Below are 16,690 nucleotides of genomic sequence, written 5' to 3'. Positions count from 1 at the left end.
GCGCAGGTCGCGCCATAGAACTTGGTCACGCCGGTGAGTTGAAGAAACGACATCCATGGGCCTTTCATTGCACTAGAGGCAGCGACGGGCTCCGCCCGCAACGCGCACAGGTTCGGCACGTCACGAGAACTGAATTCCCGCCGCTTTCGCAATGAATCTATTGCAATAACCGAACCATGAATCCACGGGTATTCCATTAATTGGAACTTTTCTCCATTTTATTCCGTTGAATGAAACTCTTGAGCTACACTGCCATCGAAATATTCCGCAGGAACAAGGTATGACGACGTCCCCGGCCGCCACTGGCGGCGTGCCTCGCATCTTTTCGGTGATCCGTGCGCTGGCCGATGCGCAGGCAGACGGTGCACGGGTGACGCAAGTCGCACGACATGTGGGCCTGACCCAGGCCACCACGCACCGTTTGCTGCAATCGCTGATCGGCGAAGGCATGGTCGAACAGGACGAGCGCAGCAAGCTCTACCGGCTGAGCATCGATTTCTTCGCGCTGGCCGCGAAGGCGGGCAATCCCGGCAACCTGCGCGCGCTGTGCCGCCCGGTCCTGCTGCGCCTGTGCGCGAGCCTCGGCGACAGCATCTTCCTCTTGGTGCGCAGCGGCTTCGAGGCGGTCTGCCTGGACCGCAGCGAAGGCCCCTTTCCGATCCGCTCCTTCACGGGCGACGTCGGTGGCCGCGTGGCCCTGGGCGTGGGCCAGGGGGCGCTGGCGATCCTCGCATTCCTGCCGCAGGAAGAACGCGAGGAAGTCATCCGCTTCAATCTGGCACGGGTGCGCGAGTACGGTGTCTACGACGAGGTCTATCTGCGCACCGAGATCGAACGCGTCCGCCAGGCAGGTTTCGCTGCACGCAACAGCGGGCTGCTGGAGGGCATGGCCGGCGTCGCGGTGCCGATTCTCGATCGCGAAGGACGCGCGGTGGCCGCGCTGGCCGTCGGCACCATCGCCGACCGGCTCAACCCCGACCGCCTGCCGACCGTCGTCGAATTGCTCAAGCGCGAAGCAGCGGCGATCGGACCGAAGATCAATCCCTTCGATGCCACGTTGCGGCGGCCCGCACAGAGCCTGGCGAGTTCGCCCGCGCCGCAGCGCATCGAAAGTGCGCAGGCCGGGTCGAACCCATGACGCCGGCCATTCCGTGCCTGCCGCGCGTGCTGCTGGTCAATTCAGGTGGAGAAGCCGCAGTCGCGGAATGGCGGGCGCATCTGCAAACCTTCGCGCCGCACATCGCCGTGCACGGGTGGGACGATCCGTCGGTCTCTCTGGACCGGGTCGACTATGCACTGGTCTGGCAGCCGGAGCCGGGGCGTCTGGCCGCCTTGCCGAACCTCCGACTGGTGCTCAGCGCAGGCGCCGGCGTGGACCACATCACCGCCGACCCCGAATGGCCCCGGCAGGTTCCGCTGATCCGCTCGATACCGCCCGAGACGGCACAACGCATGGGCGAATACGTCGCCATGGCGGCACTCGCGCTGCTGCGCAACCTGAAGCGCCTGCTGCGGCAACAGGATGCCCGCGAGTGGACCGCGTTCGAGGTGGAGCGCAGCGCGCCCGACACCTGCGTCGGCATCCTGGGGCTGGGAACCCTGGGTGTGCGATCCGCGCAGATGGTGAGCGCCCTCGGTTTCCGGACGATCGGCTGGTCGCGCACCGCCAAGACCCTCGAAGGCCTCGAGTGCTACGCGGGGCCCGGCGAACTGGATGCGTTCCTGGCCCGCTGCGACATCCTGGTCTGCCTGCTTCCCGCCACGCCGCAAACCGAGGGCATTCTGAACGCGGGGCTGCTGGCTCGCCTGCCGAAGGGTGCCGGGCTGATCCACGCGGGGCGCGGCTCGCAGCTGCACCTGGACGCGCTCGTCGCCGCACTCGATTCAGCCCAACTGAGCGGAGCCTTCGTCGACGTGTTTGCCGAGGAACCTTTGTCGAAAGATCATCCGGCCTGGTCGCACCCCGGGATCTTCGTCACCCCGCACATTGCCGCGACGGTCACGCGACGCATGCGCGCCAAGTTCTTCGCGCAGCAGATCGCGGCCTTCGAAAAAGGCGAGCCCGTCCAGGGATGCTTCGATCCGGTGCGCGGGTATTGAGGCAGCCTTCATCTGCCCGCAGGCGCCCCGTGCGCCTGCGCGACGATCCAGTCGCGAAAGGCCTGCAGCAGCGGCGCTTCAGCACGCGACTCCGGATAAACGAGGTAGTACGCGTCAGAGCTCGTGAGGGCTTCCGGAAAAAGAACCACGAGTTCGCCCGCGTCGATCTCCGCCTCGACCAGGAAGCTCGGCAGCAGCGCGGCGCCGAGGCTCGATACGGCGGCCTGCGCGATCATCGCGAACTGCTCGAAGCGCGGCCCGCGCAGCGCCGGCACGCCCGCCGCGCCGACCTGCGCGAACCATTCGGCCCACTGGGTGGGTCGCGTACTCTGCTGCAGCAGCACGACCGCGCCCAGGTCCGCCACGGAACGGATGCCATGCGCGCGCTGGAAGGCCGGGCTGCAGACCGGGACCGTGCGCTCGTGCATCAGGTATTCGCAACGGGCCCCGGCCCAATGCGGGGCGCCGAAGTGGATGGCCGCGTCGAAGGGCTCCTGCGAAAAATCGAAGGGCTCGGAGCGCGCAGCGAAATTGACCGTCACCTGCGGATGCCGGCCCGTGAAGTCGCCCAGCCGCGGAATCAGCCAACGCGTGCCCAGGGTCGGCAGCACCGCGAGGTTGAGCAACCCACCGCCGCCGGACAACGCCATGGCCTTTTGCGTGGCGCCCGAGAACTGTTGGAGCGCGGCGCGCACGTCCGCCGCGTAGACACGCCCCACGTCCGTCAGGACGACACGCTGGCGCACCCGGTGGAACAGCGCGAGCCCCAGTTGATGCTCGAGCTGGCGAATCTGCCGCGATACCGCGCTTTGCGTGAGATGCAGTTCGTCCGCCGCGCGCGAGATGCTCGCGTGGCGCGAGGCCGCCTCGAAAGCGAGCAGGTCAGCCATGGGTGGCAGGAAGGTCTTGTGGAACATGTCATGAAACGGGGGAATGATCATCTCGCCGGGTGGAGGCCTTCGCGCTCTTCGCGGCAACGGCCGACTCCGGCGACGTGATTAAGCCTACTTCATTCCCATTACTCATCAAGTTCTTCCGATTTTTCACTATGCAAGTGACGAGGATTCGTCGACATTGCATCCACAAGTTCATTGCCCCGAAAACGCCTCATGTCAGACGCACCTGCCTCCACCGCCACCCCCATCGCCGCCCAAGTCGACCAACTGCTTCAACGCCTGGGCGTGCCGAAGTCGGCGTACGCCGACGGCGAACTCGCCGTGCGCTCGCCGATCAGCGGCGAGACGATCGCCCATGTGCGACAGACTTCGACCGCAGAAGCCAAGGCGGCGATCAGCCGCGCCCATGCCGCGTACCTGGCGTGGCGCCTCGTGCCCGGACCGCGTCGCGGCGAACTCGTGCGCCTGCTGGGCGAAGAACTGCGCGCGGCCAAGGCCGACCTCGGCCTTCTCGTGACGCTCGAGGTGGGCAAGGTGCCGTCGGAAGGCGCGGGCGAGGTGCAGGAGATGATCGACATCTGCGATTTCGCGGTCGGCCTGTCGCGCCAGCTCTACGGGCTGACGATCGCGACCGAGCGCCCTGAGCACCGCATGATGGAAACCTGGCACCCGCTGGGCGTGGTCGGCGTGATCTCTGCCTTCAACTTCCCGGTCGCCGTGTGGTCATGGAATGCGGCGCTCGCGCTAGTCTGCGGCGATTCGGTGGTGTGGAAGCCCTCCGAAAAAACGCCGCTGACCGCGCTCGCCACGCACGCCATCGCGCAGCGCGCGCTCGCCCGCTTCGGCGATGCGCCGGAGGGCCTGCTCGAACTGCTGGTCGGGCAGCGCGACGTCGGCGAACTGCTGGTCGACGACCCGCGTGTGCCCGTGCTGTCGGCCACCGGCTCGACGGCGATGGGACGCCAGGTCGGTCCACGGCTGGCCGCCCGCTTCGCGCGCGCCATTCTCGAACTCGGTGGCAACAACGCGGCCATCGTCACGCCCTCGGCGGACCTCGACCTCGCGTTGCGCGGCATAGCCTTCGCCGCCATGGGCACGGCCGGCCAGCGCTGCACCACGCTGCGCCGGCTGTTCGTGCACGACAGCATCTACGACGCGCTGGTGCCCAGGCTGGCGACGGTCTACGGCCAGGTGAAGGTCGGCGACCCGCGCGTGTCCGGAACGCTGGTCGGGCCGCTGATCGATGCCGCCGCATTCGACGGCATGCAGAAGGCGCTGGCGGAAAGCCGCGCCGCGGGCGCGACCGTCCATGGCGGCGAACGCGTGGCCGGCATCGGCGGCGATGAGGCGTACTACGCGCGCCCCGCGCTGGTCGAGCTGCCGGCGCACGCCGGCCCGGCCTTGCGCGAGACCTTCGCACCGATCCTCTACGTCGTTCGCTACAGCAGCTTCGATCAGGCCATCGAGTGGCACAACGCGGTGGGCGCCGGCCTGTCGTCCTCGATCTTCACGCTCGACATGCGCGAGGCCGAGCGCTTCATGTCGAGCGCCGGATCCGACTGCGGCATCGCCAACGTCAACATCGGCCCGAGCGGCGCGGAGATCGGCGGCGCCTTCGGTGGCGAGAAGGAGACCGGCGGCGGCCGCGAGGCGGGCTCCGACGCATGGAAAGCCTACATGCGCCGCGCGACCAACACCATCAACTACTCGACCGCGCTGCCGCTCGCGCAGGGCGTGACCTTCGACATCGGGGACTGAGCGTGAGGGCCACCGCCACCCTGGCGAACGAGGCGGCGCCAGCGCCAGCGTTCGCGCCGTCGCAGCGGCTGCGCGCGATCGGCGTGTCCGAGATCCTGCGCATCTCCGACCATGCGAATGCGCTTCGGCGCGCCGGGCGTCCGGTGATCGTGCTGGGTGCGGGCGAACCCGACTTCGACACGCCGGAGAACATCCGTGCGGCGGCCTTGCGGGCCATCGCGCGCGGCGAGACACGCTACACCGTGCTCGACGGCAGCAACGAGATGAAGGCCGCGGTGCGCCACAAGTTCCAGCGCGACAACTCGCTGGAATTCGCCCTCGACGAGATCAGCGTGAGCGCCGGCGCCAAGCAGGTGATCTTCAACGCGCTGATGGCCAGCCTGGAGCCGGGCGACGAGGTGATCCTGCCGGCGCCCTACTGGACCTCCTATGCCGACATCGTGCAGATCTGCGGCGGCGTGCCGGTGGTGCTGCCTTGCAGCGAGGGGCATGGTTTCCGCCTCGATGCCGGACAGCTCGACGCCGCGATCACGCCGCGCACGCGCTGGGTCTTCCTGAACTCGCCTTCCAACCCGAGCGGCGCGGCCTACAGCGCGGCGCAGCTGCGACCTCTCGCCGATGTGCTGCTGCGTCATCCGCAGGTCTGGCTGCTGGCCGACGACATCTACGAGCACATCCTCTACGACGGCCTGGCCTTCGCGACGCCGGCTGCCGTGGAACCCCGGCTGCGCGAGCGCACGCTGACCGTCAATGGCGTCTCCAAGGCCTATGCGATGACCGGATGGCGCATCGGCTACGGCGCCGGCCCGCGCGACCTGATCGCAGCCATGGCCGTCGTGCAGAGTCAGTCGACGTCCTGCCCGTCTTCGGTCAGCCAGGCCGCCGCGATCGAGGCACTGACCGGATCGCAGGACCTCATCGGCGCGCGCTGCGCCGATTTCCAGGCGCGCCGGGATCTCGTCGTAGATGCGCTCAACGTCATCCGCGGTCTGCATTGCCGCAGGCCCGAGGGTGCCTTCTACACCTACGCCAGTTGCGCCGGCGCGCTCGGTCATTCGACGCGACGCGGCATGCGACTGCAGACCGACGCCGACTTCTGCCGCTATCTGCTGCAGGACTTCGAAGTGGCCGTCGTGCCCGGCAGCGTGTTCGGGCTGGCGCCGTACTTCCGCATCTCCTATGCCACCTCGATGGCGCAACTGCAGGAGGCCTGCGCGCGCATCGCGGCGGCCYGCGCGGCGCTCGAGTGACGGCCTCTCTCCCTCTCTCCGATTGGAAACTTCCATGACATCCCTCCGCACCGGTGGCCAGATCCTGGTCGACCAACTCGTCGCGCATGGCGTGCAGCAGCTCTTCTGCGTCCCCGGCGAGAGCTTTCTCGCCGTGCTCGACGCCCTCCACGATGCCTCCATCGCGGTCACCGTTTGCCGCCAGGAAGGTGGCGCGGCGATGATGGCCGAGGCCCAGGGAAAACTCACCGGCCGCCCCGGCATCTGCTTCGTCACGCGCGGGCCCGGTGCCACCAACGCGGCCGCCGGCGTGCACATCGCGCACCAGGACTCGACACCGCTGTTGCTCTTCGTGGGCCAGGTGGCGCGCGACGCACTGGGGCGCGAAGCCTTTCAGGAACTCGACTACAGCGCCGTGTTCGGCACCATGGCCAAGTGGGTCGTCCAGGTCGACGACCCGAAGCGACTGCCCGAACTGATTTCGCGCGCCTTTCACGTCGCCACTTCCGGCCGCCCCGGCCCGGTGGTCATCGCGCTGCCCGAAGACATGCTGACCGAAGCCGCGGACATCGCCGACGCGCTGCAGTACGCGGTGACGGAAACCCATCCGGGCGCGGCCCAGATGGTCGAGCTGACGCAGCGTCTGGCCGCGGCCGAACGGCCCGTCATGGTGTTGGGTGGCAGTCGATGGTCGGAAGCCGCGACGCGACAGATCGCGGCTTTCGCCGAGGCCTTTTCGCTGCCGGTGTACTGCTCGTTCCGCCGGCAGATGCTGTTCAGCGCCGACCACCCCTGCTATGCCGGCGATCTCGGCCTGGGCGTCAATCCCGCGGTCCTGGCGCGCATCCGCGCGGCCGACCTGGTCCTGCTGGTCGGCGGGCGCCTGTCCGAGGTGCCGTCACAGGGCTACGAGCTGCTCGGCATCCCGACGCCCCGGCAGGCGCTGGTGCACGTGCATGCCGACGCCGACGAGCTCGGCAAGCTGTACCGTGCGACGCAGGCCATCCACGCCTCGCCGCAGGCCTTCGCCGAGGTAGCCGCCACGCTGCGCCCCGCCTCGGCGCCGAGCTGGCAGGCCGAGACCGCCCAGGCGCGCGCGGCGTTCCTGGCCTGGAGCGATCCGGCGCCGATCCGCATCCCGGGCCCCTTGCAGATGGGCGAGGTGATGTCGCATCTGCGCGAGGTGCTGCCGCCCGACACCATCTTCTGCAACGGCGCCGGAAACTTCGCCACCTGGGTGCACCGCTTCTGGCCGTTTCGCGCGTTCGCCAGCCAACTGGCGCCGACCAGCGGCTCCATGGGCTACGGCCTGCCGGCCGGCGTGGGCGCCAAGCGGCTGTGGCCCGAACGCGAGGTGCTGGTGTTCGCTGGCGACGGCGACTTCCTGATGCATGGCCAGGAGTTCGCGACCGCCGTGCAGTACGGCCTGCCGATCATCGTGGTGCTGCTGGACAACGCCATGTACGGCACGATCCGCATGCACCAGGAGAAGCACTACCCGGGCCGCATCAGCGCCACGCAGTTGAAGAACCCGGACTTCCAGGGCTATGCGGAGGTGTTCGGCGGCCATGGCGAACGCGTGACGTCCACGGCGGAGTTCGCACCGGCACTCGCGCGTGCACGGGCCAGTGGCAAGCCCGCGATCCTGCATTGCCTGCTCGACCCGGAAGCGATCACCCCGGCCAGCACCTTGCAGGGCATTCGCGCTGCGGCGCGAGGCGGCAACTAGCGCCGCGAGCAAGACGGCACGCAGCACGACGATCGCACACTCAACCCTGGCAGCCGAGGATCGCCCGGTTGCGGGCCTCGAGCGTTTCGATCGTCTTCGCCGTCGCGCCCGGTCCAGGTTCGAGACGCACGTCGCGCAATCCCAGAGTGCGCGCGCCCACGCGCAGTCCCACCGGTTCGACGGGCTTGCCGCTGCCGTGCTCGACGAGCCGCAGCGGCGCTTCGTGCTCACCCCACTGGTCTCCCCATTGCATCAACGCGACGAGCACCGGATAGAGAGCCTCGCCCTTCTCCGTTAGCCGGTATTCGTTGCGCCGCTCACTTCCCTCGGCCGGCGCCTTTTCCAGTACGCCGTGCTCGACGAGGCTGTTCAACCGCGTCGTCAGCACATTGCGCGCGATCCCCAGGCGGCGCTGGAAGTCGTCGAAGCGCGTCGTGCCCAGCGTGCACTCGCGCACGATGAGCAGGCTCCACCACTCGCCGACCTGATCGAGAGCGCGAGCGATCGAGCAGTTCATGCCATCAAAAGTCTTTCGATACATGGGGTCATGCTAATCCATTCAGTTGCGTGATGCAACTTTATGGGTTATCGTAAGTTTCGTCACGCAACTAGTTTTGGACGTCGGCCACTTGTCACGCCGGGGTCTTTCAGGAGTTTCTTCATGGACAAACGCCTCCTCGTTCTGGCCAGCGGCATGTTCGCGATCGGCACCGACAGCTTCGTCGTCGCCGGCGTGCTCACCCAGGTCTCCGCCTCGCTCGGCGTATCCGTCGCGCTGGCCGGGCAGATGGTCACGCTCTACGCGCTGAGCTATGCGCTGCTGTCGCCGGTCATCGCCGCGGCGGCCGCGCACTGGCCGCGCAAACGGCTGCTGCTCAGTGGGCTGGTGATCTTCGTGCTCGGCAATGTCGTGACTGCCGTGGCGCCCAACATCGAGTTGGTGCTGGCGAGCCGTTTGCTGGCCGGCCTGGGCGCCGCCATGTTCAGCCCGACCGCGACAGCCGCCGGCGCTTCGCTGGTGCCGCCCGAGCAGCGCGGCCGCGCATTGGCCATCGTCATCGCGGGCCTGTCGAGCGCCACGGCGCTGGGCGCGCCTCTGGGCACCTTCATCGGCGGATGGCTGGACTGGCGAGCGACGATGTGGTTCGTGGCCGCCGTCGGCACGGTGGCCGCGCTGGGCGTGGCCTGGCGCCTGCCGGAGATCCCGGCCGCGCCAGCCGTCAGCCTGGCGCGCCGCCTCGCGCCTCTGGGCGATGCACGCGTGGTACTGACGCTGCTGACCACCTGGCTGGTGTATTCGGGCCTGTTCCTCGTCTACACCTACAGCAGCTCGAGCTTCGATCGCGCCACCGGCGGCGATTCGCGCGTGCTGGCTGGCCTTCTGCTGCTCTGGGGTGTGGCCGCGACGGTGGGCAACCTGGCCGCCGGCCGACTGACCGACCGCTTCGGTAGCCGCCGCATCATCAACACGGCGATCGTCGTGCTCGTGGTGGACTTCGCGCTGCTGCCCTGGAGTTCGGCCTCGCTCGTGACGCTGGCGCCCGCGCTCGTGGTCTGGGGCCTGTTCGGCTGGGGCATGCTGGTGCCGCAGCAGCACCGCCTGATCGGTGTCACACCCTCCGCGGCGCCGCTGCTGTTGGGGCTGAACTCAGCCGCAATCTATGTCGGCGTATCGATGTCGGGAATCGTCGGCGGTGCAGCGCTCACTTGGTTCGACAGCCATTCCCTGGGGCTGGTCGGAGCGGTCTTCATTGCGGTGGCGCTGTTGGCTGCCGAATGGGCGCAGCAGCGTATTGCACGGGCGGATCGCCAGCCGACCGGCGCGGCCGCCGTTGCTTCTGTTACGGCCCGGTGATGCGATGGCGCGCTCGCGCCGCCCGCTCATCCCGGATCACCGGCCACGCGTACGGTGTCGCCGGTGTCGCGGACCCAGCCGCCGCCGAGGGCCCGGTACAGATCGACCAGGCTTTCCAGACTGTTCATGCGGACCGACACCAGCGCCAGCTGGGCGTTGTAGAGGTCCTGCTGTGCCGAGAGCATATCGAGGTATCCGTCCACGCCGCTCTCGTAGCGGACCTGCGAGAGCCTCAAACGCCACGACTCGACATCGGCGTAGCGCTGCGCGGCCACCAGCTGTTCATCGTAGGTGGCGCGAGCGGCAAGGCCATCGGACACCTCCCGGAACGCGGTCTGTATCGCTTTCTCGTGCTGCGCGATGCCGATGTCCTTGCGCACCTTCGCAACGTCGAGATTGGCCCGGTTGGCACCAGCGTCGAAGATCGGCATTGCGAGCGAGGGGACGAACGACCATGCGCTGGCCGATCCCAACGCGCCGGTCAACGTGATGCGCGGAAAGAAAGCCGCTCGTGCCGCGCCGATGTCCGCATTCTCCGAACGCAGCACTGCTTCGGCCTGCAGGATGTCCGGTCGGCGCGCCAGCAGGTCGGAAGGCAGGCCGGCGGGCACGTCGTCCCTGATGACCTGCTCGCCCAGTCGCACCGGAGGCGACAAGGATGGCGGCAGCGGCTCGCCGACCAGCAGCACCAGTCCGTTTTCCGCCTGCGCCCGCAAGCGCACCAACTCGGCCTCGTTGACCCGGGCCAGCTCGACCAGGGTCTGCGCCTGGGTCAGGTCGAGATCCGATGCGGTGCCCACGTCGAATCGGCGCTGCACGATCGCGAGAGAGCGGGTGGCGGCCTCGAAGGTCTTGCGCGTGACGGCGAGTTGCTCGTCAAATGCGAGCACGGTGAAGTACTGGTCGGCGACTTGCGACACCAGCAGGATCTGGGCGGCTTGGCGCGCGTGCGCGCTAGCGAGGTATTGCTCGAACGCCGCATCGCTCAGGCTCTGCAACCGGCCGAACAAGTCGACCTCCCACGTCACGGAAAGCTCCGCCGCCGCCGAATGCGCGACGAGCGTCTTGCCGCCCTGCGTCAGGCTGCCGGGCGTTGGCGCCTGCGCGCCAACGGTGCCGGATCGATCCGATACAGCCGCTGGTTCGCCTTGACGTCCGAGCCCTCCTCGAACTCGCGCTTGAGGACGATCCCGTCGACCCGCGCGCGCACCTGCGCCACGAGGTACGCCGAGGTGCGGCCCGGAAGCTCGGTACGGATCGGCACCGACTGCCGATGCACGGCGACCACTTCGACCTCCGGCGCCTGGACAACAGGCGCATGGGGCTTCGAGTCTCCGCAAGCCGCCAGCAGGAGGAAGACGCAGAGGGCGGCGCTGCCGCGGCAGCGCGAGAGTGCTGTTTGCGAGGTCATTGAGCGAGATCCCGTCAAGTGAATGAACGCCGCGCAAGGCGGCACCCGTGGGCGACAGGCCGGTCGCCGTTGTGCTTGATGCCAGCGCCGGGCACCGCGTGGGTCATCGCGAATGCCGGCATCGGACCGGCAGCCGCCAACCACGTCAGCGCCATGATTTGCACGAGGCGGTACCCCCGGAGCTCCAACCGAATGAACATGCCGGTGGATCCACAAGGCCTACTTCAATGCGACGGCCGAATGCGAGCCGGCCTGGTACCGGTTGGCCACCAGCTCGAAGGAGCCACTGTCTTCGCCATACAGCTGGTCGAGCGTGCCGTTCTTCTCCGCGGTTGCTAGTTCGGCTTTTACTTCCGCGCGCGGCATGTCCAGCGTCTGGTGACGCGAGAGGTAGAACGAACCGCTGTCGGTACCGTCCAGCACGTTCAGCGTGCCGTCGGCGCGGGCCTCCTTGACTTCGCCCTTCACCTCGATGCGCGTTTCGGTCGGTTGGAAGTGGGCCGCGAGATAGGCCGAGCCGCTGTCCTCGCCGGTGAGCGCGCCGAGTTGCCCGCTGGCCTGAGCGGCCTTGAGCTGGGCATTCACTTCGGCACAGCTCAACTGGGCCGAGGCCACAGTGGCCGACAGGGTGAGGACGGTGGCCAGCAAGGCCAGGGTGACATGGGAATGCTTCATGGTGATTTTCATCATGCGTGTCTGAATGAAGGAGAGGCCAACGCCGACAGACACGCATCCGACAACCTCTTCGAAGACACCGGGCGACTCGCGTCGGCTTCGGTGGCTCCACTGTCGGAGCCGGTGGTTGCTGTCGGATTGCGCCGCCGCGGACGCGCAATGCGCCTGCAACACGCAAAATTGCTTCTGAAACATGGCCATTTCAGCCTGTGCGGGATGCCAGTCGATCGGCTTTTGGCACCTGCATCGAGGATGGGTTTGGCGATCTCATCCGGATTGCATCGACAACCAGGGCTGACGGCACCGGAGTTCTGGTGATCCACCGAGCGGATTCGGCGACCGGGCTCATTCATTGGGGGGTGCGCAGATGCGCCGGGGTGCCTAAGAGATTATCCGTAAATAGTACTATCTCGTTCCAAGCCGCAATCCCTGCGGTCTTGGGGCGAAACGATGACAGCCAAACGCGTTGAGTCATGGGTGGTGACGGACGACTTCTGGGCGCGGGTTGAGCCGCTCATTCCGACGCGCACTCGACCCGATGACAAAGGGTATGTGCGCAAGGCGGGCGCGGGAAGACCGCCGAAGCCGGCGCGCCAGGTCTTCGAGGCGGTGATGTACGTGCTACGCACGGGTTGTCAATGGAAGGCTTTGCCCAAGCAACGATTCGGCAGTGCGAGCGCCGTGCACAAGCGTTTCCTGGAATGGGAGAAGGCTGGCGTGTTCGAAGCGCTGTGGAAGGCCGGGCTTGCCGAGTACGACCAGATGGAGGGAATAGCCTGGCGATGGCAAAGCGTGGACGGGGCGATGTTCAAAGCGCCCATGGCGCAAGAAGCGGTCGGACCGAACCCGACCGATCGAGGAAAAAAAGGGGAGCAAGCGTCACCTGCTGTGACGTGGCGTCCCGTTGTCGTTCATCGTGACCGCAGCCAACGTGAATGACACCACCATGCTCGACGCGGTGTTGCAGGCCATCGTCGTGCAGCGCCGGCAACCGCCTCAAAGGCGCAGCAAGCACCTGTGCGCCGATGCGGAATACCGAAGCCGCGCCGGCGCCGAGGTCATCAAAGAGCACGGCTATATCCCTCATGTCGTCGATCGCCTGCAGGAGGCGGATCGCAAGCGTCGCGATCCAAAGAAGAAGGCTCGACGTTGGGTCGTCGAGGTCTGCCACAGTTGGTTCGACCGCTTCCGAAAACTACTCGTACGCTACGAGAAGCTGGAGCGCAGCTTGGTTGCGCTCAACCACCTCGCGGCGGCGATCATCGCGTTCCGCAAAGTGCCGGCGGACGTCAATATTATTTACGGATAAGTTCTACGATCGGCTGCCTGGATCCCTTCATGATCGCAGCGAAAGCCACCGATGAGTTCGACGGCCTCATCCGTCCCGCGCCCCGGTGCAGCGCATCGCGCGTGTTCATGGTGCATCGGAACCATCGCATCGCCGGGCCGTTCCTCTTGCTGGTGCCCTCCGAAGTCATGGGCGCATCGGCGCACCGATCGCGTCCTGGCAGGCGGTATCGACAGGCTTGCCGTCGTCGAACGTGAAGACCACAATCGGGCCGAGGAAAGAATGGCGCTCCAGGCCCGATCAGAACTCAATCGCGAGCGCGTCGTACGTGCTGTGCTGGTCCTCGACGTGGTCGAGTCGGTTCGACTGGTGCAAGAAGACGAAGCGGGGGCGGTACAGCGCTGGAGAGCCTATGCCTCCGAAGCCGCCGACGCCAAGGTGACACTGACGCCCGTGCTGCGCATGCGCGGGGAGAACGGCATCGGCTTCTACAACTGGGGCGACTACAAGAACCCGAAGTTGGACGCGCTTGCGGCCGCGTCGTCGATCGAGCCCGACTTCCTCAAACGCGAGCAGCTGATCAAGGCGGCTTTTCGGGAGCAGAGCGAGCTGGTGCATCACATTCCGCTGCATCGCCAGGTGATCCCTTGGGCCATGCACAGCGATGTCGATGCAGTGCACCGGCCGGACAACTGGCTGGAATGGAGATGGGTCAGCATCCGCTAGGACTGACCGGCGACGCACTCGCGCACAAGTGGTCGACCAGGCTACGCGCCGCGGGCGACAGGGCCTCGAGCGAGCGTACGCAGACCATGAGCTGGCGCCGCACCCAGGGCTCGTCGAGCGCCACCGCACGGATGCCCAGCGATGACAGATAAAGGCGCGCGCTCAGGCGCGGCAGGATGCCGATGCCCATGCCGGCCGCCACCATTAAAGACATCGCGTCGTAGCCGCTGACCTGGATCCGCAGGCGCAGCGGCAGGCCGATCTCGGCAGCCGCCTTGTGCAGCTGGTTGTTGACCGCGCTGCCCGGATGGGCGCCGACGAACTCGTGCGCCAGTGCTTCCCGAAAACTCGCCTTCCTGCGCCGTGCCAGCGGGTGCTCGCGCGGCACGATCAGCACCAGTTCGTCCTCCCGGTACGGCAGCATCGTGAGCACCTCGCCGTAGGCGCCGGCGTTGAGGATGCCGATGTCGGCCGTGCTGTCGGCCACGGCGCGCGCGATGGCCGTGCTGATGCGCTCCTGCAGGTGCACCTGCACCAGCGGCGCGGTCGCCATGAAGCTGCGCAGGTCGTCCGGCAGGAACTGGGTGATGGCCGAGATGTTGGCGAACACCCGCACATGCCCGCGCAGCCCGCTCGCATAGCCGGCCATCTGCTCGGCGATGTCGTCCAGGCCGTTGAGCACGCCGCGCGCGAGCCCGAGTAGCGCATGCGCCGCCGCGGTCGCCTGCAGGCCCTTGTTGCTGCGCTGGAACAGCACCGCGTCGAGCGCCTCCTCGAGTTCGCTGATGCGCTTGCTCACGGCCGCCGGCGCCAGGTGCTCGCGCAGCGCGGAGGCCGCGATGGTGCCCTCTTCCATGACGGCGACGAACAGGCGCAGCGAGACGGGATCGAGCTTCATGAGGCCTATTTGAGCACCATCGCGATCCGCGATGGCAGCCTCGCCAATCACCGCTTTGCAGGTCCCCGGCGGCTGGCCATGATTCGTCCCCATGAACGCTGCTTCCAACGCCTCTTCTCCGCCCCCGGTCTCCGCTGCCCTCGCCGGCCTCAAGGTGGTCGAGATGGGCCAGCTGATCGCCGGCCCCTTCTGCGGCAAGACGCTCGGCGAGTTCGGCGCCGACGTCGTCAAAATCGAGACGCCGGGCAGCGGCGACCCGCTGCGCAACTGGCGGATGCTGCAGGACGGCACCTCCGTCTGGTGGCAGGTGCAATCGCGCAACAAGCGCTCGGTGGCGATCGACCTGCGCGCGGCCGAAGGCCAGGCGCTCGCGCGCCGGCTGATCGCCGAGGCCGACGTGCTGATCGAGAACTTCAGGCCCGGCACGCTCGAAGGCTGGGGCCTGGGCTGGGAGGACCTGCGCCGCATCAACCCGGGGCTGGTGATGCTGCGCATCTCGGGCTACGGCCAGACCGGCCCCTACCGCGACCTGCCCGGCTTCGGCGCCATCGGCGAGGCCATGGGCGGGCTGCGCCACCTCACGGGGGAGCCCGGCCGGGTTCCGGTTCGCGTCGGGGTCTCGATCGGCGACACGCTGGCGGCGCTGCACGGCACAATCGGCGTCCTGCTGGCGCTCTACCACCGCAAGGTGCATGGCGGGCCCGGGCAGGTGATCGACGTGGCGCTGCACGAGGCGGTCTTCAACGTGATGGAAAGCCTGCTGCCCGAATACAGCGCCTTCGGCGCCGTGCGCGAGGCGGCCGGCAGCGCGCTGCCGGGCATCGCGCCGTCCAACGCCTACCGCTGCGCCGACGGCCACGTGCTGGTGGCGGGCAATGGCGACAGCATCTTCCGCCGGCTCATGGAGGTGGTGGAGCGGCCCGACCTGGCGGCCGCGCCCGACCTGCAGAGCAATGCCGGCCGGGTGGCGCGGGTCGACGAGCTCGACGCCGCGATCGGCGCCTGGACCCTGTCACGCCCGATCGACGAGGTGCTTCGGCAGCTCGGCGCGGCCAAGGTTCCGGCCGGCCGGGTCTACACCGCGAAGGACATCCACGAAGACTCGCACTACCGGGCGCGCGACATGATCCTGCGCCAGACCACGCGCGACGGCCGCGAGATCGACGTCCCCGGCATCGTGCCCAAGCTGTCGGGCACGCCCGGCAGCGTGCGCTCGTCGGCCCCGYGGCTCGGCGACGACACCGATGCCGTGCTGCGCGAGGCCGGCCTGACACCCGAACAGATCACCCTGCTCCGCTCGAAAGGCGCCATCGCATGACCACGTCGAACTTACCCTGGGCCGGCGCGCGCCGCCGCGTCCACATGCAGGAAGTCGGGCCGCGCGACGGCCTGCAGATGGAGGCGGCCTTCGTGCCGACCGCCGACAAGATCGCATTGATCGATGCGCTGTCGGCGGCCGGGCTGGCGAAGATCGAGGCCACCGCCTTCGTCTCGCCGCAGGCCATCCCGGCGCTGCGCGATGCCGAGATCGTGCTGCGCGAGATCGAACGCGCTCCGGGCGTCGTCTACACCTGCCTGGTGCCGAACGTGCGCGGCGCCGAGCGCGCGATCGACGCCCGCGCCGACGAACTCAACCTCGTGATGTCGTGCAGCGAGACCCACAACCTCGCCAACTTGCGGATGACCCGCGCTCAGTCGTTCGCGGCTCTGTCCGAGGTGATCGCGCTGGCGGGCCAGGCCGGGGTGCCGATCAACGTCTCGCTGTCCTGCGTGTTCGGCTGCCCGATGGAGGGCGACATCGACCCCGCCGTGGTGCTCGACTGGGCGGCACGCTTCATGGCCGCCGGCGCCCGCGGCATCACGCTGTGCGACACGACCGGCATGGCCTTTCCGACCCAGGTGGCGCAGTTGGTGAAGTCGTTTCGCGAACGCCTGCCGGGGGCCGAACTGACGCTGCACTTCCACAACACGCGCGGCATGGGGCTGGCGAACGTGCTGGCATCGCTGGACGCCGGCGCCGATCGCTTCGACGCCTCGCTCGGCGGTCTCGGCGGCTGTCCCTATGCACCGGGCGCCAGCGGCAACGTCTGCACCGAGGAGATCGTGCACGCGCTCGAACTGATGG

The 16,690-nt window shown here is 67.9% G+C and carries 15 protein-coding genes and 2 pseudogenes; 10 read left to right on the top strand and 7 right to left on the bottom strand.

What is annotated here, in order from left to right; all coding sequences use genetic code 11:
- The coding region (locus AC1DY5_RS15080) for a hypothetical protein (protein ID WP_478112490.1) at positions 1–197 on the bottom strand (197 nt) is incomplete at its 3' end.
- A gap of 83 nt (positions 198–280) precedes the next feature.
- Here AC1DY5_RS15080 and AC1DY5_RS15075 point away from each other — a divergent pair.
- Positions 281–1,138 (top strand): IclR family transcriptional regulator, encoded by an 858-nt coding sequence (locus AC1DY5_RS15075; RefSeq protein ID WP_478112489.1) that lies wholly within the window; start codon positions 281–283, stop codon positions 1,136–1,138.
- On the top strand, positions 1,135–2,100 hold the full coding sequence (locus AC1DY5_RS15070) for a 2-hydroxyacid dehydrogenase (RefSeq protein ID WP_478112487.1): 966 nt from the start codon (positions 1,135–1,137) through the stop codon (positions 2,098–2,100). Before AC1DY5_RS15075 ends, AC1DY5_RS15070 begins: the two co-directional genes overlap by 4 nt.
- Before the next feature lie 8 nt (positions 2,101–2,108).
- Here the strand turns inward: AC1DY5_RS15070 and AC1DY5_RS15065 are convergent, their stop codons facing one another.
- A complete protein-coding gene (locus AC1DY5_RS15065) occupies positions 2,109–3,017 on the bottom strand; it encodes a LysR family transcriptional regulator (protein WP_478112485.1) in 909 nt (302 codons plus the stop codon).
- Between the two features lie 192 nt (positions 3,018–3,209).
- On the opposite strand from AC1DY5_RS15065, the gene amaB reads away from it, so the two are divergent.
- From amaB to AC1DY5_RS15050, 3 genes are read left to right on the top strand one after another with little or no spacing between them, the layout of a single operon-like run.
- Entirely contained in the window at positions 3,210–4,754 is a 1,545-nt protein-coding gene (gene amaB / locus AC1DY5_RS15060) for an L-piperidine-6-carboxylate dehydrogenase (RefSeq protein WP_478112484.1), read from the top strand.
- A 2-nt stretch (positions 4,755–4,756) separates the two neighbouring features.
- Positions 4,757–6,004, top strand: coding sequence for a pyridoxal phosphate-dependent aminotransferase (locus tag AC1DY5_RS15055; RefSeq protein WP_478112483.1), 1,248 nt, complete (start codon positions 4,757–4,759; stop codon positions 6,002–6,004).
- Positions 6,005–6,038: 34 nt separating this feature from the next.
- Positions 6,039–7,712, top strand: coding sequence for a thiamine pyrophosphate-binding protein (locus tag AC1DY5_RS15050; protein WP_478112482.1), 1,674 nt, complete (start codon positions 6,039–6,041; stop codon positions 7,710–7,712).
- Between the two features lie 40 nt (positions 7,713–7,752).
- Here the strand turns inward: AC1DY5_RS15050 and AC1DY5_RS15045 are convergent, their stop codons facing one another.
- A complete protein-coding gene (locus AC1DY5_RS15045) occupies positions 7,753–8,253 on the bottom strand; it encodes a winged helix-turn-helix transcriptional regulator (RefSeq protein ID WP_478112480.1) in 501 nt (166 codons plus the stop codon).
- Positions 8,254–8,373: 120 nt separating this feature from the next.
- On the opposite strand from AC1DY5_RS15045, the gene AC1DY5_RS15040 reads away from it, so the two are divergent.
- Positions 8,374–9,567 (top strand): MFS transporter, encoded by a 1,194-nt coding sequence (locus tag AC1DY5_RS15040; protein ID WP_478112478.1) that lies wholly within the window; start codon positions 8,374–8,376, stop codon positions 9,565–9,567.
- Between the two features lie 26 nt (positions 9,568–9,593).
- Here the strand turns inward: AC1DY5_RS15040 and AC1DY5_RS15035 are convergent, their stop codons facing one another.
- The 3 genes and pseudogenes from AC1DY5_RS15035 to AC1DY5_RS15025 all read right to left on the bottom strand — a co-directional run bounded on the left by AC1DY5_RS15035 (position 9,594) and on the right by AC1DY5_RS15025 (position 11,854).
- On the bottom strand, positions 9,594–10,649 hold the full coding sequence (locus AC1DY5_RS15035) for an efflux transporter outer membrane subunit (protein ID WP_478112492.1): 1,056 nt from the start codon (positions 10,647–10,649) through the stop codon (positions 9,594–9,596).
- 29 nt (positions 10,650–10,678) lie between these two features.
- A pseudogene (locus tag AC1DY5_RS15030) lies at positions 10,679–10,978 on the bottom strand (efflux transporter periplasmic adaptor subunit); the annotation flags it as partial.
- 219 nt (positions 10,979–11,197) lie between these two features.
- A complete protein-coding gene (locus tag AC1DY5_RS15025) occupies positions 11,198–11,854 on the bottom strand; it encodes a hypothetical protein (protein WP_478112476.1) in 657 nt (218 codons plus the stop codon).
- A gap of 249 nt (positions 11,855–12,103) precedes the next feature.
- Here AC1DY5_RS15025 and AC1DY5_RS15020 point away from each other — a divergent pair.
- A pseudogene (locus AC1DY5_RS15020) lies at positions 12,104–12,962 on the top strand (IS5 family transposase).
- 261 nt (positions 12,963–13,223) lie between these two features.
- Positions 13,224–13,667, top strand: coding sequence for a hypothetical protein (locus tag AC1DY5_RS15015; RefSeq protein ID WP_478112474.1), 444 nt, complete (start codon positions 13,224–13,226; stop codon positions 13,665–13,667).
- Here the strand turns inward: AC1DY5_RS15015 and AC1DY5_RS15010 are convergent.
- Positions 13,654–14,565, bottom strand: a complete 912-nt coding sequence (locus tag AC1DY5_RS15010) for a LysR family transcriptional regulator (protein ID WP_478112473.1) — start codon at positions 14,563–14,565, stop codon at positions 13,654–13,656. The two genes, AC1DY5_RS15015 and AC1DY5_RS15010, sit on opposite strands and share 14 nt — an antisense overlap.
- Before the next feature lie 91 nt (positions 14,566–14,656).
- Here AC1DY5_RS15010 and AC1DY5_RS15005 point away from each other — a divergent pair, with 91 nt between their 5' ends.
- Complete coding sequence (locus tag AC1DY5_RS15005; RefSeq protein WP_478112471.1) at positions 14,657–15,883, top strand: CaiB/BaiF CoA transferase family protein; 1,227 nt, start codon at positions 14,657–14,659, stop codon at positions 15,881–15,883.
- Positions 15,880–16,690 (top strand): hydroxymethylglutaryl-CoA lyase (locus tag AC1DY5_RS15000; RefSeq protein ID WP_478112469.1); only part of this gene is annotated, 811 nt, incomplete at its 3' end. The genes AC1DY5_RS15005 and AC1DY5_RS15000, both read left to right, overlap by 4 nt.

This window comes from Variovorax sp. P4_D9 (genome assembly GCF_056401695.1).
This window is presented reverse-complemented; position numbering and strand designations above follow the sequence as displayed.

Coding starts and splice junctions, on each gene's coding strand:
- AC1DY5_RS15075 (WP_478112489.1), top strand. CDS start 281: ATGACGACGTCCCCGGCCGCCACTGGCGGCGTGCCTCGCATCTTTTCG.
- AC1DY5_RS15070 (WP_478112487.1), top strand. CDS start 1,135: ATGACGCCGGCCATTCCGTGCCTGCCGCGCGTGCTGCTGGTCAATTCA.
- AC1DY5_RS15065 (WP_478112485.1), bottom strand. CDS start 3,017: ATGTTCCACAAGACCTTCCTGCCACCCATGGCTGACCTGCTCGCTTTC.
- amaB (WP_478112484.1), top strand. CDS start 3,210: ATGTCAGACGCACCTGCCTCCACCGCCACCCCCATCGCCGCCCAAGTC.
- AC1DY5_RS15050 (WP_478112482.1), top strand. CDS start 6,039: ATGACATCCCTCCGCACCGGTGGCCAGATCCTGGTCGACCAACTCGTC.
- AC1DY5_RS15045 (WP_478112480.1), bottom strand. CDS start 8,253: ATGTATCGAAAGACTTTTGATGGCATGAACTGCTCGATCGCTCGCGCT.
- AC1DY5_RS15040 (WP_478112478.1), top strand. CDS start 8,374: ATGGACAAACGCCTCCTCGTTCTGGCCAGCGGCATGTTCGCGATCGGC.
- AC1DY5_RS15025 (WP_478112476.1), bottom strand. CDS start 11,854: ATGGCCATGTTTCAGAAGCAATTTTGCGTGTTGCAGGCGCATTGCGCG.
- AC1DY5_RS15015 (WP_478112474.1), top strand. CDS start 13,224: ATGGCGCTCCAGGCCCGATCAGAACTCAATCGCGAGCGCGTCGTACGT.
- AC1DY5_RS15010 (WP_478112473.1), bottom strand. CDS start 14,565: ATGAAGCTCGATCCCGTCTCGCTGCGCCTGTTCGTCGCCGTCATGGAA.